Origin of the sequence: Novosphingobium kaempferiae, assembly GCF_021227995.1 — a bacterium.
Classification (GTDB): domain Bacteria; phylum Pseudomonadota; class Alphaproteobacteria; order Sphingomonadales; family Sphingomonadaceae; genus Novosphingobium; species Novosphingobium kaempferiae.
The window spans coordinates 1,875,726-1,900,385 of the sequence record NZ_CP089301.1 but is presented as its reverse complement, the minus strand read 5'-3'; the positions used below and the strand labels follow the sequence as shown (position 1 = coordinate 1,900,385).

General features: G+C 61.4%; 16 protein-coding genes, 4 pseudogenes and 1 other annotated feature. Of the genes and pseudogenes, 10 read left to right on the top strand and 10 right to left on the bottom strand.

Annotated features, from left to right (window positions below; all coding sequences use genetic code 11):
• Positions 1–319: 319 nt before the first annotated feature.
• Together LO787_RS08745 and LO787_RS08740 are read right to left on the bottom strand one after the other, a co-directional pair.
• Positions 320–2,107 carry a M14 family metallopeptidase gene (locus LO787_RS08745; protein ID WP_232495454.1) on the bottom strand — a complete coding sequence of 596 codons (1,788 nt, stop codon included), beginning with the start codon at positions 2,105–2,107 and terminating at the stop codon, positions 320–322.
• A gap of 17 nt (positions 2,108–2,124) precedes the next feature.
• The gene (locus LO787_RS08740; RefSeq protein ID WP_232495453.1) at positions 2,125–4,305 is read right to left on the bottom strand and encodes a TonB-dependent siderophore receptor; all 2,181 of its coding nucleotides are present in this window, start codon (positions 4,303–4,305) and stop codon (positions 2,125–2,127) included.
• 170 nt (positions 4,306–4,475) lie between these two features.
• Between LO787_RS08740 and LO787_RS08735 the strand changes: the two genes are divergently transcribed.
• The 6 genes and pseudogenes from LO787_RS08735 to LO787_RS08710 all read left to right on the top strand — a co-directional run bounded on the left by LO787_RS08735 (position 4,476) and on the right by LO787_RS08710 (position 8,892).
• Positions 4,476–5,213, top strand: coding sequence for an ABC transporter ATP-binding protein (locus LO787_RS08735; RefSeq protein ID WP_232495452.1), 738 nt, complete (start codon positions 4,476–4,478; stop codon positions 5,211–5,213).
• A complete protein-coding gene (locus tag LO787_RS08730; protein ID WP_232495451.1) occupies positions 5,210–6,661 on the top strand; it encodes an ABC transporter permease in 1,452 nt (483 codons plus the stop codon). The genes LO787_RS08735 and LO787_RS08730 overlap by 4 nt, the downstream gene beginning before the upstream one ends.
• A complete protein-coding gene (locus LO787_RS08725; RefSeq protein WP_232495450.1) occupies positions 6,658–7,914 on the top strand; it encodes a DUF3526 domain-containing protein in 1,257 nt (418 codons plus the stop codon). The genes LO787_RS08730 and LO787_RS08725 overlap by 4 nt, the downstream gene beginning before the upstream one ends.
• Before the next feature lie 116 nt (positions 7,915–8,030).
• Positions 8,031–8,087: pseudogene (locus LO787_RS08720) on the top strand (hypothetical protein); the annotation flags it as partial.
• Positions 8,088–8,436: 349 nt separating this feature from the next.
• A pseudogene (locus LO787_RS08715) lies at positions 8,437–8,573 on the top strand (IS5/IS1182 family transposase); the annotation flags it as partial.
• A 103-nt stretch (positions 8,574–8,676) separates the two neighbouring features.
• Complete coding sequence (locus LO787_RS08710; RefSeq protein WP_232496439.1) at positions 8,677–8,892, top strand: hypothetical protein; 216 nt, start codon at positions 8,677–8,679, stop codon at positions 8,890–8,892.
• Between the two features lie 36 nt (positions 8,893–8,928).
• Here the strand turns inward: LO787_RS08710 and LO787_RS08705 are convergent.
• A pseudogene (locus LO787_RS08705) lies at positions 8,929–9,963 on the bottom strand (transposase).
• Positions 9,567–9,683, bottom strand: a sequence feature (AL1L pseudoknot). Its footprint overlaps the pseudogene before it by 117 nt.
• Before the next feature lie 50 nt (positions 9,964–10,013).
• Here LO787_RS08705 and LO787_RS08700 point away from each other — a divergent pair.
• Positions 10,014–10,136: pseudogene (locus LO787_RS08700) on the top strand (IS3 family transposase); the annotation flags it as partial.
• Between the two features lie 225 nt (positions 10,137–10,361).
• On the opposite strand, the gene LO787_RS08695 reads toward LO787_RS08700, so the two are convergent.
• The 7 genes from LO787_RS08695 to LO787_RS08665 all read right to left on the bottom strand — a co-directional run bounded on the left by LO787_RS08695 (position 10,362) and on the right by LO787_RS08665 (position 18,968).
• A complete protein-coding gene (locus LO787_RS08695; RefSeq protein WP_232495449.1) occupies positions 10,362–11,714 on the bottom strand; it encodes an HlyD family type I secretion periplasmic adaptor subunit in 1,353 nt (450 codons plus the stop codon).
• A gap of 6 nt (positions 11,715–11,720) precedes the next feature.
• Entirely contained in the window at positions 11,721–13,451 is a 1,731-nt protein-coding gene (locus tag LO787_RS08690; RefSeq protein WP_232495448.1) for a type I secretion system permease/ATPase, read from the bottom strand.
• Positions 13,452–13,509: 58 nt separating this feature from the next.
• A complete protein-coding gene (locus tag LO787_RS08685; RefSeq protein WP_232495447.1) occupies positions 13,510–14,904 on the bottom strand; it encodes a TolC family outer membrane protein in 1,395 nt (464 codons plus the stop codon).
• A 238-nt stretch (positions 14,905–15,142) separates the two neighbouring features.
• Positions 15,143–16,399 (bottom strand): cell wall hydrolase, encoded by a 1,257-nt coding sequence (locus LO787_RS08680; protein ID WP_232495446.1) that lies wholly within the window; start codon positions 16,397–16,399, stop codon positions 15,143–15,145.
• Positions 16,396–17,631 (bottom strand): outer membrane beta-barrel protein, encoded by a 1,236-nt coding sequence (locus tag LO787_RS08675; protein WP_232495445.1) that lies wholly within the window; start codon positions 17,629–17,631, stop codon positions 16,396–16,398. The genes LO787_RS08680 and LO787_RS08675 overlap by 4 nt, the downstream gene beginning before the upstream one ends.
• Positions 17,632–17,708: 77 nt before the next feature.
• Positions 17,709–18,272, bottom strand: a complete 564-nt coding sequence (locus LO787_RS08670) for a polysaccharide biosynthesis/export family protein (protein WP_232495444.1) — start codon at positions 18,270–18,272, stop codon at positions 17,709–17,711.
• Between the two features lie 255 nt (positions 18,273–18,527).
• Positions 18,528–18,968 carry a calcium-binding protein gene (locus LO787_RS08665; RefSeq protein WP_232495443.1) on the bottom strand — a complete coding sequence of 147 codons (441 nt, stop codon included), beginning with the start codon at positions 18,966–18,968 and terminating at the stop codon, positions 18,528–18,530.
• Positions 18,969–19,428: 460 nt separating this feature from the next.
• Here LO787_RS08665 and LO787_RS08660 point away from each other — a divergent pair, with 460 nt between their 5' ends.
• The 3 genes from LO787_RS08660 (at position 19,429) to LO787_RS26140 (ending at position 24,604) form a co-directional block, all read left to right on the top strand.
• Entirely contained in the window at positions 19,429–20,436 is a 1,008-nt protein-coding gene (locus LO787_RS08660; RefSeq protein WP_232495442.1) for a polysaccharide pyruvyl transferase family protein, read from the top strand.
• A 286-nt stretch (positions 20,437–20,722) separates the two neighbouring features.
• Positions 20,723–21,826, top strand: coding sequence for an acyltransferase family protein (locus LO787_RS08655; protein ID WP_232495441.1), 1,104 nt, complete (start codon positions 20,723–20,725; stop codon positions 21,824–21,826).
• A 102-nt stretch (positions 21,827–21,928) separates the two neighbouring features.
• Positions 21,929–24,604, top strand: coding sequence for a family 16 glycosylhydrolase (locus LO787_RS26140; protein WP_276574174.1), 2,676 nt, complete (start codon positions 21,929–21,931; stop codon positions 24,602–24,604).
• The last annotated feature ends 56 nt before the right edge of the window (positions 24,605–24,660 follow it).

Genomic DNA, 24,660 nt, shown 5'->3' with positions numbered 1-24,660 from the left:
CCGGTCTTCCACCGCTATTTGCCATGCAAACCAAGAATGCATCTCGGTTCGCATAACGCGGTGCATCGTAATTAGCCGAACAACGGCCTTCAAAACCTTGACCCGAAAAGGTCAGGTGGCTCACGGCAAAAGGCCTCCACAATGGAAGAGCGGAACGTCCGGACTTTGAGCTCGAGGGTTAACGGCTGAACGACCGCAAAGGATCGATCGCGGAAGGGACTTCACGCGCCTGTGGGGGGAATGGCTACCACGTGCCCATTCCGGTCACTGCACCTGTTGAGTCAATGCCCTGAAACTTGTCATTCGCAAATGCCTGGTCTCAATTCCCGGCAACCACACGTTTTATGGGATAAACGCCGCTGAACGAATCCCGGTGAGGCAGCTGATCAGACAGCCATCGCAGGCGCGCTTTAGTATCGCCGGAAAACTTGCTGTCGGAAGTCAGTTTTCGGGCGAAATCCGTCCGTAATTGAGCATCTGACGCCAGCAATGCGTCTAGGATCGGTGCGATCACGAAATCCTCGGTATCCGCTGGACCTGACAGCACTTCAGGAAACAGCCCCCATGCAAGGAAGCTGTCCTGGCTTTCGGGCTCCAGCAGCGCAGCCGCCAACAATCCGAGCGGCTGATCGGACCAAACACGTACTGTACCTGCCGAAATCAACGCTTCACCCTGTTCGTGCGTGAAGCGCGCCGTCAACGGTATCCGGCCATCATGTGCCGCAGCCAGTTTCACGTCGTGGAGACGTACCGTATCCACGCGAAGGGTCCGCTCAGTAGACAGGGTTTCGAAGCCGATGCCATGAAGGCGCAGCTTTTCGATCACTTCGGTCTGCGCGGCAGGGACCAGCCATGCCTTCGGCAAAGAGACGGTCTCGGTCGCATCCTGCCCGATGATCGGCATGGGAAAAGTGATGCGCCTGCCCGTCCAGCGCTGTTCCATCCGGCCGGTGGCGGGTGACTTGTATGTCTCGAAGGCGACGCCCTTGAACTTGTCCACCCAGCCGATCGGTTCCTTCGCCGGAGCCCACCGCGTAAGCAGTTGCGCCGGGCGTTCGGCGCGGTCGATGGCCTTGGCTTCGGCGATGCGGCCCGCATCCTGCGCGGCCAGCTTCAGCGCCGCCTCCAGCAGCACATACGTGCCGAGCACACGCTGGCGATAGGGCTTGAGCATATGGTTCTCGACCAGAACCGTGGGCACGCCGATGAAGTCGCCGTAGCCGGTCGAGTAGCGCGGCCCTTCGGGGCTGTAGCGGATGCCTTTCGCGGGATCGCGCGTGTCGATCGGGCTGGGATAGATGATCGGCTCATGCCCGGCATGAGTCAGCGCCGCCTTGACCGTCGGACCGAAGCGCTGCTCCAGCCAGAGCGCGGTGGCGCGGTGGCGCGCGTACTTGCCCCATCCGGCATACGTGTAAGTCACGTCGTACTGCATGTCGAAACCGCCGCTGACATGGCAGTCGATGTAGAGCGCCGGGTCCAGCTTTCGCAGCAGGCCCACCATTGCGCGTATTTCCGGCGTGTCGAGCTTGGCGTAGTCGCGGTTGAGGTTGATGTTGCGGGCGTTGCCCTCGGTGCCCTTCGCCTCGGGCCCGCGGACGTGGAGGAAGTTCCACGGGCTGGAGCGCTCGTGCCCGTCGATGTTCAGGATCGGCACGAAGACGAGATCGACCTTGTTGAGCAGGCTATCCTTGCCGCGCATCGCGATGTCGCGCAGCAGCATCAGTCCTGCATCCTTGCCGTCGATCTCGCCCGAATGGATGCCCGCCTGAACGAGAACAACGGGCTTGCCCGAGCCTCCCTTGCTGGCGCGCACCATCAGCAGATCGCGGCCTTCGCCGGTCTTGCCGAAGCTCTCGACATGGATCAGTGGCGAGGCCCTGGCCAGCCTGTCGAGCCAGGCCCGCACCACGTCATAGCGCGGCGTGGTGCGGAACCCTGCGGCTTCGGCCGGTGTGATCCACGGATCGCCCGCAGGGACGATCAGCTTCTCGCTCGCCCCCGACCATGCGAGCGTGGGCGGCAGCACTGCGGGCGGCGCCAGCGCTGTCGCAGAAGCGGTGGTAGCAATGGCAATGGAAGCGGTAAACGCGGCGAACTTCAGCATCGGTCCGTCTCCTCTCGTCAGAACCGGGCGCGCAGGCCGACGGTGCCGGTACGCGGTGCGCCGGGCTGAACCCAGAGCGGCGAATAGCTGTTGGCGTACCAGTGCTCGTCGAACAGGTTGGTGATCGAGCCGAACAGTTCGAGATGCTTCATCACGTCCACCTTGCCGAACAGACGGAACAGGGTGTGAGAGGGCAGCATGAAATCGGTGCCTGTCTCGCCCGAACGCTTGCCGAGATGCTGCATCCCCGCGCCGATCTGGGCCGCGCGTTCGCCGATGGCGAAAGTCTTCGCGACCTGCATGTTGAGGTTGTGCTTCGGGATATTGATGAGCGGATCGCCGGGACTGATCTGGAACGAAAAGTTCGGGTCGAGCATGCTCGAACGCGCCTCGGCATCCGTATAGGCGTAGCTTACTAGCACATCCACCCCGCCCGGCAGGCGGCCGTTGAGGTCGAACTCCATGCCGCGGCTGCGGGCCTTGCCGATCGCGAGCGAATAGCCGGGGTTGTCGGTATCGGTGGCCAGCACATTGGCCTTGTTCAGCTGGAACACCGCCAGCGTGCCGTTGAGCGCGCCGCCGAGCAGCGTGATCTTCACGCCTGCCTCGATCGATTCGCTGGTTTCGGGATCGAAGATCACGCCGTTCACGTCGGTGCCGATATTGGCGCGGAAGCCCCGCCCATAGGCGGCATAGAGCGACACGGGTTCGGCCAGCTTGTAGACTACGCCCGCCTGCGGGCTGAAGCGATCGACCTTTCGCCTGACGTGCGACATCGCCGCGCCGGGAAGCCGGTTGTCGGTTTCCAGTGTCACCCGGTCATAGCGCCCGCCGATGCGGACCTGAAGGCGCTCAGTGATCTCGATCTGGTCCTGCACGTATGCGCCGGTCGCGCGCTGGCGATCGGTTCGGTCGGTTGTGACCGAGGTCGCCGGCAGGGGAAAGCGGCCATAGACGGGATCGAGGATGTCGATGACGTTGCCCTGCTGTCCGGTCGGGCTCGAGGCGAGCGTCGGCGGGCGGTAGCGGGTGAAGTAGTTGTCGTAGGTGAACTCGTCGTGGTCCGCGCCGATCAGCACGCGATGACGGAGGGGTCCGGTGTCGAATTCGCCTGCAAGTTCGGCGCGGATGACCTTGTGGTTCGCAGCGTAGCGGCGCGAACGGCGCTGGCGCGAGAGTGAACGACCGTCGCGATAGAGTGCCTGACGCGAGGCCACCGTTTCGGCGTCCGAGGAAAAGCCGGTGAGCAGCGTGTCGCGGATGCTGCCGCCGACCAGCAGGCTCCACCGATCGCCGAATTCGTGCTGCAGGCGCAACTGGTGCCCTTCGGCGCGTGCCACGGTGTCACCGTCTCCCGGCTCGCCAAGGAAGCGCGAGCGCGGCACCGTGTCGAAATCACCGTTCAGCACGACGATGCCGCGATCGAATGGCACGGCGACGCGGGTCTTTTCGAAGTCGTAAGTCAGGCGCGTGTCGGGCCCGACGGCGAGGCCGACCGAAGGCAGGAAGCCCCAGCGCGACTGGTGGACGTGATCGCGGAAGGTACCGCCGTCCTCGGCATAGCCGATCAGGCGTACGGTGAGGCCGCCGGTCAGCGCGACGTTGACGTCGGCCTCTCCACGCACCCGGTCCCAGCTGCCGTACTGGATGGCAGCCGTGCCGAAGGTCCGGCCCAGCTCGGCCTGCCTGGTCACGAGGTTGATCGTGCCGCCCGGCTCGCCACGCCCGACCAGCGCCGCGGCGGGCCCCTTCAGTACTTCGACCCGCTCGATGCCCGCGGCATCGCGCTGTCCGCCAAAGCCTCGCCCACCGTTGAAGCCGTTGACAAGATAGCCGCTGGGCATGTTCTCGTCGCCCGCGAAGCCGCGGATCGCGAATGAGTCCCATAGGCCGCCCAGCGTGTTCTGCCGGACCACCGAAGCGTTGAGATCGAGCGCATCGGTCAACCGCTGGATGCCGTTCTGCTCCAGCGTCTTCGCATCGATCTCGGCTATCGACTGCGGGATTTCTGAAACTGCGAAGTTGCCGCGATAGGCCTGGCGCACGCCGGTCACGGTGATCGCCTCGCTGCGTTCCTCGCCGTCGGCCGAAGCGCCGGCCTCGGCCTCTTCGGCAGCGGTTGCGCCGAACGGCGCCATCACCATGGCGAACGGCAGAGTTCCGGCGAGCAGCCGACGATCCTTGGCAAAACGAAGCATGCGATCCCCACGATGAATGTCCCCGAGGAAGCGCTGCTCCTCGATCGGAGCGGGCTTCTGTCAGCACAAATCCCACCCGTCAATGATATGTTGCATCATATCAATTATTGAGGCAGGAGGCCACACGATCCGCAGAAATCCTGGCTTTTCAGCAACATTCGGGAAACATTATGATTGAAACGGCGCCGCCGATCCTGATCGAGAACCTTGTCGTGGCTTACGATGACCATCGGGTTCTCGACGGTCTTTCCCTCTCGGTGCCAGCAGGCAGTGTGACCGCGCTGCTCGGCGGCAATGGCGCGGGGAAATCCACGACGCTTTCGACACTGCTGGGCTTCGTGCAGGCTGCGGCGGGCACCGTCGCAATCTCCGGCGTCGATCCCGGCACTGACCCTGACGCGGCCCGCCGCCAGATCGCCTATCTGCCGGAGAACGTCGCGCTCTATGAACACCTCACCGCCGTGGAGAACGCTCAGTACCTGCTCGCGCTAGCCGACGGAAAACAGGACCGCGCCGCGATCATAGAGGCTTTTTCCGCCGCCGGCCTGCAGGAGCGCGCGTGGGACCAGCGCCTCGGCGCGTTTTCCAAGGGCATGCGCCAGAAGGTCGCCATCGCGGTCGCCCTGCTGCGCGAAGTGCCGGTGCTGCTGCTGGACGAGCCGACTTCGGGCCTCGACCCGCGCGCGACGGCGGATTTCAACGCGCTCGTCCTTGCGGTGCGGGCACGCGGCACGGCGGTCCTGATGGTGACGCACGACCTGCTGAGCGCCGCCGACATCGCCGACCGCATCTGCTTCCTCGAATCGGGCCGCATCGTCGAGGAAGTGACCGCGCAAGGGACGGACCGCTTCGACGTGCGCGCGCTGCATGCCCGTTTCGCGGTCGCCACGCAGGGCCTGGCGGCATGAACCCGGCCACCCTCATAGCGCGTGACGAGTTGCGGCTGATGCGCCGCAACCGCGTCGCGGTGATCGCCTGCCTGCTGCTGGTGCTGCTGACCCTGGTCGCAGTGGCGAGTTCGTGGGCACATCAGCGCGGGATCGAGGACTTGCGCGCGCGGCATCAGCAGGAGGCCGAGCACGCCTTCGACGCGCAGCCCGACCGGCATCCGCATCGCATGGTCCACTACGGCACCTTCATCTTCCGGCCTCTGAGTGCGCTGGCGGCCTTCGATCCGGGGGTCGACGCCTTCACCGGCAATTCGATGTTCCTGGAAGGGCACCGCCAGAACACCGCCAACTTCGGCGACGTCAACCAAAGCTCGCTGCTGATCCGCTTCGGGCAGCTGACGCCCGCCTTCGTGTTGCAGGCGGTGGCGCCGCTGTTGCTGATCTTCCTCGGCTATGGGGCCATCGCCCGCGAAACCGAGCGCGGCACCTTGCGCGTGTTGCTGATGCAGGGGGCGACGCGCGGCGCGATCGTGCGCGGCAAGCTGCGCGCGCTGGGCACCGTCGCGCTGCTGGTCGCCTTGCCCGCGATCCTTGGCCTTATGATGCTGGCGGGGGCGTCCGGCGCGGCGATCCTGCCCGCCGCCGCGATCGTGCTGGGCTATGCGGCATGGCTGCTGTTGTGGATCACTGTCATCGTATTGGTGTCCGCGATGGTCGGCCGCAGCCGCGACGCGCTGCTCGCGCTCGTGGCGATCTGGGCGGTGAGCGTGGTCCTGCTGCCGCGCGTCGCCCCCGATATCGCCAGCGCCGCCGTACCTTTGAAGAACCGGCTCCAGACCGAAGTCGCCATCGCGCGCGACTTGCGCCGCCTTGGCGATGCCCACAATCCGAACGACCCGCACTTCGCCGCGTTCAAGCAATCGGTGCTGCAACGCTACGTCGTGAAGCGGGTGGAAGACCTGCCGGTCAACTACAAGGGCTTGCTCGCGGTGGAGGGCGAGAAAGTCACCTCGGCGCTGTTCGACCGCTACAGCGGCGAGAGCTATGCCGCGCAAGGGTCGCAGAACGCCATCGTCGGCGCGGTGGGCATGTTCAGCCCGGCCATCGCGCTGCGCTCGCTGTCGATGGCGGCGGCGGGGACCGACTTCGCGGCGCACCGCGGCTTTCTCGAACAGGCGGAAGCCTATCGCTACGATCTCATCCAGCGGCTGAACCGGCTGCAGGCCGACGGCGTCACTTACGCCGATGACACCGCCAGCGATGCAGGCGCCGACCGCCGCAAGCGCATCGCGGCCGGAAACTGGGAAAAGATGCCCGACTTCACCTATCGCGCACCCGATGGTGCCACGCTCGCTGCCCACGCCCTGCCGGGACTGGCCGTCGTCACCGGCTGGCTCATCCTTGCCGGTGTGCTCCTTGCCTTCGCTGCCCGCCGTCTGGGCCGTCATCCGGGAGAGCGTCGATGACCCTGTGGATTCACGAAGCCCGCCTGCTGCTGCGCCAGCGCCTTGCCATCGTATCGCTCGGTCTGCTGGCGGTGCTGACGGTGGCGGCGCTGGTCTCGGGAATGGCGCAAGTCTCCCGCCAGCGCGCGGCCATCGCCGCCATTCCCGCCGCGCAGGCCGAGGACATCGGCGCCATCGCCGCCTGGGTCGACAAGGAGAAGGACGCGGGCAGCGCCGCCTATTACAGCTTTCATCCGACCTGGGACGCGCCTTCGCCGCTTGCCTTCACGGCGCTGGGCATGCGCGACGTTTCCCCCTACATCCTGCGCGTCCGTGCGCTGGGCCTTGAGGCGCAGATCTATGACGGTGACACGTTTAACCCCGAACTGGCGCTGCCGGGCCGTTTCGACTTCGCCTTCGTGCTGGTCTTCCTCGCTCCGCTGTTTGTCATCGCCTTGTGCCATGACCTGACCTCGGGCGAGCGTGAGGCTGGACGCTGGCGCACGCTGGCCGCGCTGCCGCACGGCGGTGCGGCCTTGTGGCGACGCCGCACGCTGCTGCGCGCCGCGCTGCTGTGGGCCGCGATCGGCGTGCCGTTCGCCATCGCCGCGCTGATGTCCGGCGTTGCGGCGGGGGCGATCATCGTCATCCTGCTGCTGGTCGTGGCCTATCTGCTGTTCTGGGTCGGCCTGAGCGCGCTGATCGGGCGCTTGCGCTGGAGCAGCGTCGCCAATGCGGCCAGCCTTGCCGCGCTCTGGCTGGTGCTCGTGCTCGTGCTGCCGACGCTCGGCCATGTCGCGATCAACCGTGCGATCCCCGTAAATCAGGGCGCCGAGATCGCGCTGGCCCAGCGAGAGGCGGTCAACCACGCATGGGACATCCCGCGCGAGGAGACGATGCGGGCGTTCTATGCAAATCACCCGCAATGGGCCGATTCCCCGCCGCTCGGCACTGCGTTCCATTATAAGTGGTACTTCGCTTTCCATCAGGTCGGCGACGAGAGCGTGGCGGGAAGGGCGCGCGCCTATCGGCAGGGGCTGGAGGTCCGCGACCGTGCCGCCCGAAGCCTCGGCTGGGTGCTGCCCACGGTCGGCGTTCAGGCGATGCTGACCCGGATGGCACGAACCGACCTTGTTGCGCAGATCGCCTATCGCGACCGCGTGCGCGATTATCATCGCCGCCTGCGCCAATTCTATTACGGCTACATATTCCGCGATCGCCCCTTCGGCAAGGCAGACTTCAACCGTGCCCCGCGCTTCGACGCGGCGATCTGATGGGTAGCGCGGTGGCCGCCATGTCGCCGCGCCACGCCAAGGCCGAATAATGGTTGTCCCGCGGACCATTATCGGAACGCAAATCTCGTCATGCGAAATGTGCGCTCTCCAGTAGAGTGCCGAAATGGCGACTGAAATCCAGCGAGATTGAAGGAGAGACCCTTGATAGGGAGCAGGTCCGCTCGTCTATCGCCCGTCGGCTCGGGATAGATATCAGCGGACTGGTCGAAGCGGATCGTGATGTCGAAGGCGTCGTGGAAATGATGCTGGATGCGACCCAGAATTATACGCAACCTCTGACCGCAGCGTTGGATATTCGCTCATGGAAGAGATCAGAATGTCGAATCGGAGCGCGTGAATTATATCCAGCGAGACATTTATCCGCAAACCGGTCGGACTGCTCCTGGAAGGTAGAAACCGGCAATCGAATGGTTGGGAGGCATCCACCGCATCAGTTCAGTTCGTTGGTGAAGAAGATCCAGACGACGATATTCTCGCGACATGACCTCATGAATTGTCGAGTGGTTAGTGGAGCGCACCTTCGACTGGATGATGTGAAATGGCGGGTTCGCGATTACGAGCAGCGGATCGACATCTCGGAGGCCATAATCCATGCCGCCCTCGGCAGCCTCATCCTCCGAAGAATCGTCCATCCATGAGCATTCCCAAACGGCCTCGTAGGCCTGAACAGTCAGCCAATGTCGGTATCGGTGGTTGTGGGCCCCCGCAACCAACCAACAGAACGCCAAGCCGTCCGAGCAATTGTCGTTCGGTGCGTACCCGACCGTTGATCTGGGGGATGCGCGGTTGGAGCGCGCTAAGACGAAGATCGTGCTCGTCGAAGAGTTCGATCCGGGGGCCGGCAACGAAAACCGCAAGGGAACGACCTTCGAGCAGGTAGGGCGAGCGTGGCATGCCAATCGCCTCTCCGGGCTCGACGAGGCGCATGCGTGGCGATTGCTGCGGCGGTTCGGCTGAATCACACCGGGATTGCCTGAGGCCAGTTTTGTTAAATTAGGCAGCCATTGTGACGTTGTGCAGCATGGCATAGTAGGGTTGCTCGGCTTCGACTGGTGGAATGTTTCCGATTGGCTCCCGCAGGCGCCTGTTGTTGAACCAATCGGCCCATTCCTGCGTGGCGTATTCGACGGCTTCGAGCGAGTGCCAAGGGCCTCGACGATGGATCACCTCGGCCTTGTAAAGACCGTTGATCGTCTCGGCCAAAGCGTTGTCGTAGCTGCCGCCGACGCTGCCGACGGACGGCTCGATGTCGGCTTCAGCGAGGCGCTCAGGGTACTTGATGGACACGTATTGTGATCCGCAGTCGCTATGATGGACCAGGCCGCCGCGATGAACGGGCCGTCGGTCGTGGATAGCGGGCATGGTGCCGCCTTGTCCGAGACCCTGGTGCGCACCGGCTTGCCTCGGATCACCCCTTGCAGGCCAGGATCGCGCATCAACCGTTGGACGGTGCAGCGTGCAATTTCGAAGCCTTCGCGCTTCATCTGCCGCCATACCTTGCGCACACCGTAGACGCCGAAGTTCTCGGCAAAGACACGCAGAACTTCGGGCTTCAGCTCTTCATCCCGCCGGACGCGAGCGGATTGCAAAGCCGGGTCCCGCCGCTTGGCAAGGCGCTCGTGATAGGTGGATGGGGCGATCGGCAGAACCCGGCAGATCGGCTCGACCCCGTAGGCATCGCGATGATCGTCGATAAACGCGATCATCGTTTGAACGGGCGGTCGAGCTCCGCCTGGGCAAAATATGCCGATGCCTTGCGCAGGATCTCATTGGGTTGCCGCAGTTCGCGAACTTCACGCTCCAATGCCTTGAGCTTCTCTGCGGTCTCCGTCGGCACGCCACCGCGCTTGCCGCTGTCCACTTCGAACTTCTTCACCCATACCAGCAGCGTGTGGTCCGAACCCCGATCTTCTCAGCAACCGATGTGATCGCAGCCCAGCGAGAGGGATAATCGCCTTCGTGATCCAGAACCATCCGGATCGCCCGCCACCGAACCTCAGAGGCAAACCTGTTCGTCGTCTTGCTCATCGTAGAGCCTTACTCTCAGGAGTTAGGGCCTCCGGCAATCCCGGCGCGGTTCACCTGCGGCCTTCGCCGCTGAACTGCATAAGCAATGGCCTGCTTCGCTACGTCCTATTGGCTCCGCTGCGCAGCCCACTGCTCAACCCGCGCTCATGCGCAACAACGCTGTCCGCCTCTAATCCGCGCTGGTGGAAACATCGGGGTCACGTCAACGCCAGGTAGCGAAGCGAATGACGCAGGCGATATTGCAGACATATTCGGGAGCGAATCGACCACCTATGTGAGGATGGTGAGAGGGGGCCGGTGGCCAATCAAGCGATTGAGCGGCTAATAAAATAGCCCCGATCTCTTTTTTATGCCGAGTATCGATTAGAGCGATGTCACAGGTGGCGCTAAGCGGTAATCTAACCTTCGCGAAATGCGCGCGCCAACTGGTCGGTCAATGGCTTGAGAATATAGCTCAGCATGGTCCGGCTCCCGGTTTGGATGAAAGTTTCCGCTGGCATGCCGGGGCGTAGCTGGAGCTTACCAAGCCTGCCTATTTCGTGCTTGTCCAGCGCGACCGTCACCCGGTAGAATGCACTACGTGTGGCCTTGTCGTCCGTCCGGTCTGCAGCGACGTGTGTCACCGTTCCTGTCAGTTCCGGTGTGGTGCGGGCGGAGAAGGCGCTGAAACGCACCGTCGCCTTCTGTCCGTTGTGAACCTGATCCACGTCGACCGGTGAAATAGTCGCCTCCACGATCATTCTGCCGTCGTCCGGCACGAGTTCAAGGATCGTCTGGCCGGCGGGCACGACGCCGCCGATAGTCCGGAATGCGAGCTTGTCGATTGTACCGGATTGTGGAGCACGGATCACGGCCCTCTCATAGCTATCGTCAGCGGCGACCTGAGCCCGGCGCAATTCACTGATCCTGGCCAGAACATCCATAAGTTCGGCGGCGGCCGTGCTGCGCGCATCGGCACGCAGGGAACCCATCTGCATGCGCAGTTCACCGATGCGTGCGGTCCCCGATGTCGCTGCTTCGCTTGCGCCACGCGCCTCTGCGCCCAGACCGGAAGCTGATCGCTCAAGTGCGTTCAGGCGATCCAGCGTGGTGTAGCGCTTTTCATAGAGCTTGCGCGTCGCTTCAAGTTCATCGTTGATGAGATCGGCCTGTTCCCTGAAGCTATCCGCTTTGGCCCGTGCGCCGCTGACGTCCGCTTGTGTCTGACTGATCCGCTGCCTAAGCTGTTCGGCCATGGATTGGCGGGCTTGCTGCCGGAGGGCAAATGTCTTGCGCTCCTGTTCCATGAGGATTGCCACGTTGGGGTCGTCCGCTCGGCGCAACAGTTCGGCAGGAAAGCTGATCCCTTGGGCATTATCTCGCTCGGCTGTCAGGCGCGCGGCGCGAGCCAGCAGTTGGTCCACGTTCTCGCCGGTGTAACTGGCGGTAGCGCCGCTGACGGTAGAATCGAGCCTCAAAAGCGGCTGGCCTTTCACTACATGCTCTCCATCATCGACCATTATGTTGGCGATTACTCCGCCCGATGGATGGCCGATTTCCTTTACGTGACTCGACACGGTCACTTCGCCGGCCCCCATCACCGCGCCCGTCATCGGCAGGAACGCCGCCAGCCCGCCTAAGCCAAGCACCAGCGCGCTGCACAGGATGAGTCCGGTTCGTAAATCCCTGCGTAGGCTGCGCTGAGGTTCGTAATCCGGAGAATCGGGGGCTACGGGCAACATGATGGGCTGGGTCAGGATTTGGCTGGACACGTTGGATTACTCCGCTGGAGCGGTTACCGGACTTTGAGGCGCAGGGTTGAAGCTGATGCGTTTGAGCATTTCGTTGCGCTCTCCCATCTGCATGACCTGGCCATCGGCCATGATCATGATGTGATCGACCTGCGCAAATATCGTAGGTCGATGGCCGACGATCACCACGATCGCGCCTCGCTTCTTGGCTGCGGAGATGGCGAGCAGCAAAGCATCTTCCCCGCCGGCATCGAGGTTGGAATTGGCCTCGTCCAACACGATGAGGAACGGCTCTCCGTAAAGAGCACGCGCAAGAGCAATGCGTTGTTTTTGCCCGCCTGAAAGTCCGCCTCCGCTGGACCCGCCAAGCATATATTCGTAACCGCCGGGAAGCGCGAGGATCATGTCATGTACATCGGCGGCTCGTGCGGCGGCGATTATGGCGTCGGGATCCGCTTCCGGATCGAAGCGGGCGATGTTCTGGGCCACGCTGCCCTCGAACAGTTCTATTGCTTGCGGCACATATCCCATGTCCCGGCCCAGCAGAACCGGATCCCATTGATCGAGTGCAGCGCCGTCCAGGCGTACCGCGCCGCGCAGCAGCGGCCATGCGCCGGTAATGGCGCGCATGAGCGAGGATTTTCCAGAGCCGCTGTGCCCGATTACTGCCAGGGCTTCCCCCGCTGATAGCCGGAAAGACACATTGGCTACCGAAACCTTCTGCCGCCCTGGGGGGCCGCACACGATGTTTTGAACTTCCAGATACGCTTTGGGGCGTGGCAGCGGCATCGGTTCTTGCCGGGGTGGGATGCGATGCAGCAGTGAGGTCAGACGCTGCCAGGCCATGGAAGCTTCCGTCATGGGCTTCCACTGCGCGATCGTCTGTTCGACGGGCATCAGTGCGCGCGCACTGAGGATGGAACCGGCGATGATGACGCCGCCGGTTGCATCGTTGTCGATGACCAGAAATGCACCAACGGCCAGGACAAAGGATTGCAGGAACAGGCGAAAAGCCTTGCTTAGTATCTGCATCCGTGCGGAAGCATCGGCAAGGTCGTCGTAAGCGGCGATCAGATGATGGCTTGCCTTGTCCCAACTCGTTCGACGTCTTGCACTCATCCCCAGAACCCGAAGGACTTCGCCATTACGGCGTATGTCTTCCGCCATCGCGGAACGCGCAGCTCCGACCGCTGCGGCTTGCAGAGCAGGCTGCCGTGCGCGTTGGTCACCGAGCGCCATTAGCGCAATCATAACCAGCACACCCATCAGCGTCGCCAAACCCAGCGCCCAGTGAAACAATGTCAGAATGATCAGGAACATCAGAACGTAGGGCAGGTCCAGCAGCGCCAACGGGCCGGGGCCGGTTATGTAGCTGCGTACCAAATCCAGATCGCGTGCGGGCGCGGTGCCTGAAGGCATCGGCCCGACCTCCTGTTCGAAACGACTGAGGATGTCATAGAGTCCGTCACAAAGGCGCTGATCGGTCTGCGCGCCTGTGTGCAGAAGAATTCGTGACCGGATCACGTCGATCGCACCCTGGAAGCCGTAGGCGACCGTCACCATCAGAAGGAGACCCGCGAGGGTCGCCCCACTTCGGCTTGCCAGTACGTCGTCATAGACCAGCAACATGAAGAAAGAGCCGGATAGCAGCAGCACGTTGAAGACGGCGCTGAAAAGCAAAATCGGCCATATTGTCGGTAGAACTGCGCGCAACATAATGCGTACTTCGCCGAAAAGCATGTCTCGGGATGTACTCATCGGGAGGCTCCGTCAGATGTCGCGAGGTGGGGAGAATTGGCGTCTATAACCGACATGTTCATCGCTCTCCGGGCTCGGGCGCCATGAGATGACCGGGTTCGGTATCCTGTTCAATCGCTACGAGTGATGGCGCAAACCGATTGTCTAGCGCCAGGCTATCGACCGCTTCGATGATCGGGCCCGTCGGCAAGCCAGCCAAGTCTGGCCCCCTATGGTTTTCGGGATCGTATGTCGGCGTACCTGGGGCGAAGATATCGGCACGCAATTGTCCCATGGCGCCGAGCAGAAGCGCATGCTGCACATAAAGTTGTGCTTCCGCTTGCGCCTGTGCTTGCCGGGTATTCAGAAGGTCTCGCGCCGTATCGAGAACATCAAGTGAAGTGATCTGTCCGGCAAGCTGCTGCTGCTGCGCACCGTTGAAGGCGCTCTGTGCGGCGGAAATGGCGCGCGTATAAGCGGGCAAAGCACGCCGCGCAGCGGATAGCTGATCCCAATAGCTTGCGATGTCCTCACGCAAATTGCGAGAGGCCTGTTCGAGTTGCTGGAAAGCGGCGTCCGCTAGTTCCCTTGTCTCGCGAATGCGGGCCGAGAGAAGTCCGGCAGAATACAACGGTGCGGTGATGCCTAGTTGAACCTGCGCGGTAAGGTCCCTGGTTCGGTCGCTTTCGACCGACAGCGGAGTACGCGTAAGGTTGCCCTGAATACCGATATAAGGGCGTGCATTGCCGCGAGCCTGCGCGATGCGCGCCTGTGCCGCGGCGAAATCAAGGCGCGCAGCTTCGAGGACGGGGCTGTCATTCCTTCCTATCGACTGGGCCTCATCGATCGTTCTGGGAAGGGGTGGCAGTTGAGGCAGGGGAAACAATTCTTCGGGGTAATGCCCAACCAGATTGCGGTAAGCATTGCGACTGGCAAGCAGTGCGCCTTGCGCCAGTTCAAGCTGCGCCTGGCCGCTGAAAATACGATTGCGGGTCTGCTGCAGATCGGCTTCGGTTGCGTAATGGGCTGAATATCGCGCGTCGATCTGGTCCAGTTGTCTGGTCAGTTGTGACAGGTTTTCCCGAGCGATATCGACCAGCTTCTGATCTCGCAGAACTGCGGTATAGGTGATGATGACATTGGCCATCAGATCCTGTTCTGCCGACCGAATGTCCGCGACCGATGCGCTGTAACCTGCGTCAGCTATGCGGCGCTGTGCTGACAGCCGCCCAAAAGTGAACAGCGGTTGATCCAATGACAGAGATACTTGCGGCGTGAATCCCTCTTGTGTCAGCACCGTGGCGCCGCTCTGCGTAACCCGTCGCCAAGTATAGGAATAACCTGCATCGGCAGTGAGTGTAGGGCCGAACTGCGCTTGCGCTTGACGAACCCGTTGCCGCGCTGCGCGACTTGATGCTCGACTGGCCTCCACTCCAGGGTTGTGCTGATAGGCGCTTGCAAGTGCCTCGCCCAATGTCTCCGCATGTGCGGCGGGGGCGCCCAGTAATACCGTAAGGAGTGGTGGCAAAGAAAGAGCCAGGCACCTTTGCCATAATGGGCATGCCATGGATGAAGCATCCGCTAACCTGGGTGCTTTTTGAGCGCTTGAGGTAACTACTCGCTTGATGGCGATATCGAGGCTTTTCCCTATCAGGGGGCGTCGATCATGATTGGAGAGAGAGCCGTTAGGCATCTTCTCAGGACGTTCTGGCTCACGAAGCACGCGAAAGATCCCCCTGAAAAGTGATCCACCGAAGGTTGCTGCCGGATAGGCACTGCACTTCAGTCGGCCGGTTGAATCGAGTGCAGTCCCACAAGACAATCTCCACACCGGTGCGTTTGTCTCTGACATAAAGGAACGCGACGGAGCGGATGACCGGATCTTGCGGTGAGCCGTAGGCGAGAGAGCGGCGATCCCAGGCCACGACCTTGCAATAGCTCTGCCCTTGGCATTCGCCGAGGCTCTGGACCGCGAGGTCACTGCCATCACCGCCACCTTCGATTGATATGAAATGATCACCTGCGCGCATCTTGGTGATACGCGGTTTGTCAGCCAGTTCAGGAGGCGCGGGCAACGCCGGCACGCTTGGTTCGGTCGCTACATGCAAGCGATGAGCGATAGATAGAAATGCAAGCTTGGGCTCGACCTCCTCTCCGCCTGCGTAAGTCGCCGAGAATGCCGATCTACGGCCCCAGTGACCTCTCCAGCGAAAGAACAGATGAGGGCCTGTGCGCGCGATCTTATCGAGCGACGTACTCCAGTACGGATGCACCCAATCGGTATGATAATGGGTAGCCATTCCCACGTCCGGGTATCTTTCCCCTGCCAGAAATGCTGACGCTGTCTGTCGGGCGCGGTGCCACTGCGCGGGAGATGGTCTGCGTCGTAATGCGCCGTCACATGTAAAAGTGAATTGGCAGCCAGTGGTCCGATCTGTCCCTTGGTAGACGACACCGCAAACCGAATGCGGAAAAGCGGGATGCCGCACCCGGTTCAAGACTACTTGTGCGACAGCAGCTTGTCCGGTGCGGTCATCGCCGGCCTCATACAATATGGCGCTTGCCAGGCAGTCGAGAGCCCGTGCGTAATCGGCCCCTTGCGACGGTATGACGAACGGCGCAGGGAGATCGGAGCCGAGGGGAGCAAATGGTGCTTCGTCGTTGAGCGTGTGTGCATCCCGTTGGGGGATGGAAGTGAACACCGATGGTTTGATACTCGGTGTATCGGCCTCTTCCATGTATGCAACATCGGGCAGTTTGGAAGCGTCAAGGACTTCTTCTGTCGGATAGCGCTGCGGTATGGCTGATTGAACGGGGTAAAACGCAATCGCGAGCAACGCAGCAGCGGTCCATCGCCGCCAATGCATCGGAATGAGACCAATATGCGTCGCCGATACCGGAGCATGGTAAAGGACGGCAAACTCACGCGCGAACGTCAGGTGTGAGAAATATATGCTGATGGTCTTCATCGCGCAAAAGTTACTGAGAGAATTGCATAAAGTTGCGCATAGGGCTCGAAGGGGGCTGCGCCATTCACGAAACGTCGGGAAAAGCCCATATTCGCGTCAGCCGAGAGCCAGCGGTTCAAACGGACGCGCGGGCCACAGGTGATTTCGAAGCGGCGCGCGGAATAGGGTTGCTTGCCGTAGTCTTCGAATGCGACTTTTGCTGAACCCAACCAGGACAGGCTCCGTCGCATTTCATATTCGGCTTCGACGCGGACGATCGTCAGAGTCGCGGCACCGACGAGATCGTAAGGGCTCGTGGTATTGTATTGCTCGATCGTGCCTCGTATCGCGAGCAGGCGCGTGGGGAAGTATCGCAAGTGGCCTGCAACTGCGGGTCCCTTTATGGCGCCGAAGTCAGGCTTCTTGAAATCATAACGGCGATAGCCAACGCCCAACTGCGCATAGAGCACCCGGCTGATCTCGTACCGCAGGCCGAATGTCGCGCTCCGGTTCTGGGCATCGCGATCCGCAAGAAGCGGTGAGAATGCATAATCGAAACGGTCGTAGTCCAGGCTTGCGAAGATCGCAGTACGCCCACTCGTCTCATAAGTTGCAACGCCGTGCAGGCCGAAACGATCGACATTCCGAAATTGCTGATCGAGGATCCCATCCGCCTGGTACGAAATATCTTCATAACGTTGCCGAACCAGGATTACCTGAGTATCAACTGAAAGGCGGTTGAACTGTTTTCGTCCCGTCAGCGATACATGGAACACGCGGCGCATCAGAGGTGCGCCAGCAGCCAGATCGTTCTCGACGGTTCCCCGCTGGATTGCTTCCCGTCGATATCCTATGTCGACTGCGACCGAGTTCGGCCCCGTCGTGCCACGCGTATACGTACCCTGCAGCCGGTACTCGATTGAGTCCTGGTCCGTCAGGCGCAGGTAGGTGCTGCTGCGCGCACTGCCGTCAAAGGCGATGTTCTGAGCGCTGTCCTTCCGAACCGCATGAATCTGTGGCACGGTCTGTAGCGCGATGTCGGACCGTTTGATGCTCGATCGGGTGAAGACATTGTCGTCTGCGCGCGCGGCGAACATTACAGTCGGGAGAACGTCGAACCCGGCAAGATCGTAGCCGATTGCAGCGTATTCAGGGAGTATGCGTCGTCCAGGCACATCATCGGGTTCGTGAATGAGCGGGCCGATGGTCTGGGCGTTTGCCGTCTGTGTCCATCCCGCGGAAAGCAGGAGCACCGTCAACCCATTGCGCATAATGGTCGTGGGGAGGTGCGTAGAACAACAGGAATGACGGATTGCTAGATGTGTCACGGTCAGAACCGACGCTCAAGGATACGCACCGTGTCGCCCGGCATGACCGGGGTCATACCGTCCAGGCGATAGAGACTTTCGCTCGTGCCGTCCTTGTGACGAATATAGACCCTTCCCTCATCCGCGCGATAGGTGAAGCCCTCGGACTTGGCGACCGCGCTAAAGACTGTCAGGCCATCGACGAAAGGATATTCGCCAGGCTTGTTGACTTCGCCCAGTATGTAATACGGTCGAAAATTGAGCACTTCGATAGCGATGCTCGGGTTATCGAGATATCCTTTGCCAAGCGCGGCCGTAAGCCGTTCCGCTAACGCCGAGGCGGTCACACCTTTTGCCTGAACGCTGCCGATCAGTGGGAAAGCGATCGCTCCGGTGCCGTCCACCAGATACTCACCGGTCAGCTTTTCCTCACCATAGACGGTGATCCGCAGCTTGTCGCCGGCGCCTAGCGCGTACTGAACCTCATTCGCCGAGAGCGAGAGACTTGGGAGCGCGCTGTTCGCTGTGCAGCTTGCGGTGAGGGAGGCTGAAGTTAAGAGCGCTGATACAATGAATATCGTCCGCATCGCAATTCCGCTGATCGAAGTATCTATGTTTGGCCTTCTACATTGGCTGATCAGAGGGCCTCGGTTCAAAGGGAGAACCGTTCAATTGCGAGCTAATTGCGGACTATCTCATCCGATAGCGATTAACCTTGTTGGTGCAGAAAGTTTACGGGGTCATGCGGGCCAGCGGCAGGAATACGACGCGGCGGGAGAGCCGACATGCGCCTCCCCCGCCGCGCGTGATGGTCAGCGCCCGGTAACGGTGCCGTCACCCTGTCAGTTGTAAAAGTTGTAGTCGCCCAGAACGAGCTGGTTGCCGTTCATCGAGCCGATCGCGATTATGTAATCGAGGCCGGTGATCGTGCTGTGGATTGAATAGTACTGAGCGTGAACGTCGCCGCCGGGACTGCTGCTGTTCTGACCATACCCGACGAACGTGATCGTCGAGCCGACGCCGAATCCGTCGAGATAGAGAAAATCGTTGTTGCCCGCTTCATAGACTCCCGCCCCGTGGAAGTCGTAGATGACATCCTGGCTCTTGCCTGCGAGAGACGAAGCCCCGGACAGCGTCGGGTCCATATCCGAAAGACGGATCACGAAGGCGTCATTACCTGCGCCGCCGTAGAGATAGTCGACGCCCTTGCCCCCGGCGAGAGCGTCGTTGGCATCGGTACCACCGATGTGGTCGCTGCCACCGGTCCCGAGAATAATTGGCATGAATTTCCTCCTGAGTAGAAATACTGGCCCTATCTTTTATCATTCGCGATAAATGACGGGGCGGTCCGAAAACTACGCGCATCGAAGCATTCGGGACGTAAATGATTTACGACCCGTTCATTATAGTTCGAAACTTTTTGGATGGGCAAGGTAAAGGTCGGGTACGTAAAGTTGTTTGGAGAGTATAACGCATCCGGAATGGAGGATGTTAAGATTCCGGACATGTGCGGATTATGGAATTTTATTTAGTGAAATGCGCTCGATGATCGAGGCATCGCGCCCGCCTGCTTCTTGACGCATTGGCGGGACGCAGATTGAACGGTTCAAACTGGATGCGAATGGCTACCATGTCCGCCGATCCCGGTATTGGCTGCAGAAGGTTTTGCGTGATTCGAAGCGCGCCCATGTGGCGGGGGCGAGGCCATCGTTTTGCGCGCCCTCGCGTCACGAGGCAGAAACGATGAAGATGCTTCGATACAAGCCAGCTGTCCCGAATTTCGGTGACGACCTCAACCCGGTGCTTTGGCCTGAAATCGTGCCGAGCCTGTTCAGTGGAGAAGTGGAGGACGGCGATGTTCGCGCTTTTGTGGGCATCGGCACCATCGTCGGTATCGATCCGGGGCAACATCGTGCATTGCATGTGTTCTCAAGCGGCGCGGGCTACACCGGTATTGAGCGCTGGCAGGACTGCGAGGTTGAGTATCACTGCGTAAGAGGTCCGATCACGGCGCGGGTGCTGGGTATCGATGCGGGTTGCGCGTTGACCGATGGCGCCATTCTGGCAACCATGATCGATGGCTTTCGTCCGCCGATGTCTGGCGTTTCGCGGCGTCCGGTCGTGGTTCCACATTACGAGACCATCGCCTTTCCCGGGTGGGCTGATGCAGTGCAGGCGGCTGGCTTCGATCTCGTCGATCCGCGTGGGACGCCGGAAAATGTTATCCGAGCGCTGGCCGGCGCCAGGCTGGTCCTTACGGAATCGCTTCACGGGGCGATTCTTGCCGATGCGTTTGGGGTGCCATGGCGACCTTTTGCAGTATCGCGGAACTTCTCGACCGCGAAATGGGCGGATTGGACGGCATCGCTCGAACTGACGGTCGATGTCGTTCTGGTGCCGCCGCCTGACCCCATACAACTTTTCCGTTTTGGCAAGCGGGCCGAGCCCTTCGGCGCAATGGTGAGGCTGGATGCGGAGGCGGCATTCGCGGAGTTCCGCAATCGGATCGTGTCGAACGCGCAGCCCCCGTTTCTCAAGGCGCAGGCTAAACGTGTACTCGAAGAGTTGCCGGCGTTCCGGCGCATGCTGGGCTATAACGTCGGGCGTACTGCACAGGCCCTGTCGGACCTTGCCAAGCTCGATCCGTTTCTCAGCAATCCCGGCAAGCGTGAGTCTTTGCGGGATGAAATGCTTGTGCGCTTGCAGGCGTTGGCGCGGCGCCATGGCGCGCGGGCTATGCTGACAACCTGAGCGCTTCAACTTGAAGTGCGGGTGGTTCGTGGGAGCGGTAAGCGATTAGCGGCAGATCTTGCTGCTGGTGATTGCCTGCGCCTCCTGACCGGCTTTAAATGCTTGCGCAAGGCGGCAACCTTCACTCGATAACTGGCTGTATTTCGGATGCACTTCTGATTGAGGACTCGCCACTTCAAACTTTAACCTGATCTCTCGGAGCTGCTGTATCATGCCCCTGGAGAGAGACGGAGGGTGTTCGTCGGGGTGTGGTGCAGCCAATTGGGGACTCACCTTGACCAGGAACTTGTCCGTTTTTCTGGACCTGCTGCGGCTGTTCGCGGCCTTGCTCGTCCTCGTCGGTCATGCCGGAGAGGTCTACAAGATGCATCTGCCAGCCATGCTCGGGCATAGCGCGAAGGAGGGGGTGGCGATCTTTTTCGTGCTCTCGGGCTTTGTCATCGCCTTCGTTACCCAGCACAAGGAGCGTGACTGGCGATCCTTTGCCAAGGCGCGGGCACTGAGGATGTACTCGGTGGTGCCGCTGGCGCTCGTCGTGATGCTCGTGTGCTATGCGATCATTGTCACGCTGGCACCGAGAGTATACGGGGTCGGCGGGCATGTCTCGAGCGGCGCGGTGATCGGTGAGGCGCCGGGTTGGTGGGGCATGCTGCGCTACCTTACTTTCACTAACGAGATCTGGTTCAACCGCAGCCTTGTCTCGACTGGGGCACCTTTCTGGTCGCTGGGCTTCGAGGTTGCGTACTACGTCGGCTTTGCAGCACTGTTCTATGTTCGCGGGCACTGGCGCTGGGCGCTGGTGCTCGTATGGGCCCTGGCCTGCGGGCCGCGGATCGTACTTGCGTTTCCGTTGTGGCTGATCGGCGTTGCGGCCTGGGCGGCAGTGCAAAAAGGTTTCGCCATTCGCCCCGTCCCGGGTGCCGTCGCGCTTGTGCTCATTGGACTGTTGGCTTTCGCATGGCGCAGATGGTGCGCCATCGTTGCCATGCCTCTTTTCGAATGGGGTGAGCCGGCCGCCATGGCAGCGAGCATGGGCTACTATCTGGGCCTCTGTGTGCTGACAGGCGCTGCGATTGTCGTGTTCTCTGCGGCGGCGGGAGACCGGCCGATCTGGCCGGGGCGGGTGGAAGCGCTGGTCCGGTACTGCGCGGGAGCAAGTTTCACGCTCTATATCGCACATCTGCCGGTCATGGTGCTGATCGTTGCCATCTGGCCGGCAAGCGTGGGTTCCCTGACGCGCGGCTTTGCAGCTACCGCGCTGACGGTGATGCTGATGTTCTGCTTGGCCGAAATCGGAGAGCGGAGAAAGAACGTCTATCAAAGATTTTTCTCAAGAGTCTCCATGATTCGATTTTCAGGCAATAATAACTCGATTTCTGCAATCGATTAAATTGCATTTACCAGAGTCCTTATGTCAGGATTGTGAATAGCGATTCTATCAATCCCCACACAGCAGCGAAGCAATTGGGCTTGCTTGACGGGGATTTAGATAATGGCTTTTTCCTATAAAAACGCATTTGGGGTTTTACTTAATAGCTCTTCGGCTTCCGTAAACGCCTATTTCGGAACGTCGGCCGCAGACACGCTCAACGGTTCGGCCAAGGCCGACGTGATGCGCGGGTATGGCGGCGGCGACAGCTATTATGGCGGGCTCGGTGACGACACCTACATCATCTCGTCCGAGAAGGACAAAGTGTTCGAGGCCCGCGGCGAGGGTATCGATACGGTCCGCTCTTCAGTCTATCACATCCTCGGCGCCAACGTCGAAAACCTGCTCCTCGAAGGCAACCAGGCCTGGTACGGCGGCGGCAACGACCTCGACAACGTCATCGTCGGCAACGAATATGCGCAGCAGCTCAACGGCGGCGCGGGCAACGACGTCCTGATTGGAGGCGCCGGCAAGGACACCTTCATCGTAACCGCCGGCAACGGCAGCGACGTCATCATGGACTTCGCTACCGGCGTCGACAAAATCCGGCTCGGCGGGTACGGGGTGACCAGCTTCGGACAGGTCCAGTCGATGGCCAGGCAGGTCGGCAACGACACGGTCCTGCACTTCGCCAATGGCGAGGATCTGATCCTGCGCGACGTGAAGGCGGCAAGCCTCGTCTCGACCGACTTCACCTACGAACTCAACCGCAGCGGCCTGGTCCAGAGCTTCGGTGACGAATTCAACGCGCTCAGCCTCTATTCGAAGGGCGGCACCTGGCGCACCGAGTTCGGCAACGGCGGCCCTGGCACAGTCGCCAGCCGTACCCTGCGCACCGAAGCGCAGCTCTATTTCGATGAGGATTGGGGCGGCACCGGCAAGAAGGCGCTGGGCGTCAACCCGTTCTCGATCGACGACGGCATCCTGACCATCAAGGCCGAGCGGGCCAGCGCCGACATCCTGCCCTATATGGACGGCCACACCTGGACCTCGGGCCTGCTGACCACGAAGTTCACCTTCGCGCAGCAGTACGGCTACTTCGAGATCCGTGCGCAGATGCCTGCCGGAAACGGCTTCTGGCCTGCGTTCTGGTTGCTGCCGACTGACAACAGCTGGCCGCCCGAACTCGACATCTTCGAGCAGCACGGCAAGGATCCGAACGTGCTCTACATGTCGACGCACGGCACCTCGACGCCGGGCAAGACGCTGGAGGCGCAGGACCGCGCAGTCGTCGATACCACGAAGATGCATACCTATGGCGTCGACTGGAACGCCGACCGGATCGTCTACTACATCGATGGCGTCGAAGTGGCGCGCCAGGCGACGCCCAAGGCGATGCAGAAGGAGATGTACATGCTCGTCAACCTCGCGGTCGGCGGCAAGGACAGCTGGAGCGGCCCGAGCGACGCCAGCACTCCGACCGGCGAGATGAAGATCGACTATATCCGCGCCTATCGTACCGGCGACACCGTCTCGACGACGACCAACGGCAAGCATGTTACCTATACGCCGGGTGGCTCTTCGGGCACGACTTCACCGCCGATCATTCCGACGCCGACGACCGATGAGCCCAAGACGGTTCCGACCACGCCGACGCCCCCTTCGTCGCCAACCGGCACAACGACGGGCAAGATCTACACCGGCACTGCGGGCAACGACACCTTCCGTGTCAGCTCGAAGCTGGACAAGGTGATCGAGGCGGTAAACGGGGGGATCGACACCGTTCTCGCCAGCGACAGCTACGTCCTTGGCGACAACGTGGAGAACTTGACGCTGACCGGCGACAAGGCCCTCGACGGCACCGGCAATGCGCTCGGCAACCGGCTGATCGGCAACAGCGCCGTCAACATGCTGAAGGGCCTTGGAGGCAATGACTACCTCGATGGCGCCGGCGGGGCCGATGTGCTGATCGGCGGGGCCGGCGACGACATCTATCGCGTCGACAACAGCGCGGTGAAGATCGTCGAGTACGCCAAGGAGGGCAGCGACCTGGTCGTCAGCTCGGTAAGCTACACGCTCTCCATCAATGTCGAAAACCTGCGTCTCGATGGCACTGCCAACATCAACGCCACCGGCAATGCGGGCGATAATCGTATCGTCGGCAACGGTGGCAACAACGTGCTGACCGGCATGGACGGCAACGACTACCTGGATGGCGGGGCAGGCAATGACACGCTGGTCGGCGGCAAGGGAGACGACATCTACATCGTCGATGCAGCCGGGGACCGCGTGATCGAGCAGGCGAACGAGGGCACCGATACCGTGATGTCCTCGGTCAGCTTCACGCTGCCGGCCAATGTTGAGACGCTGCGCCTGACCGGCAGCGCCGTGATCAACGGAGCGGGGAACACGCTGGGCAACCGCATCTACGGCAATGACGGCGCCAACAAGCTGTTCGGCTGGGCCGGGAACGACCTGCTCGACGGCGGCCTTGGCAACGACGTGCTGAACGGCGGCGTCGGGGACGATACCCTTACCGGTGGCGCGGGTGCGGACACCTTCGTGTTCGGCACGGGCTACGGCAAGGACACCGTGACCGATTTCCAGCATGGCGTCGACAAGCTCGTCCTCGTCAACGTGAACTCTGGCGCGGTGTCCATCGCACACACCGCCAACGCGACGGTTGTTTCAATCGGTACGGACAAGATCACACTTGCCGGCGACGCGAACTTCGCAATGTCGGACATCACCTTCATGAGCAGCGGCGACTACAGTTCTTCGCTGGGGCTGATGGCCTGAGGCGCCGACAACTTCGTCCAAAACGAAGCAGTCTTCCCGGCGGCGGCGTCGACCCT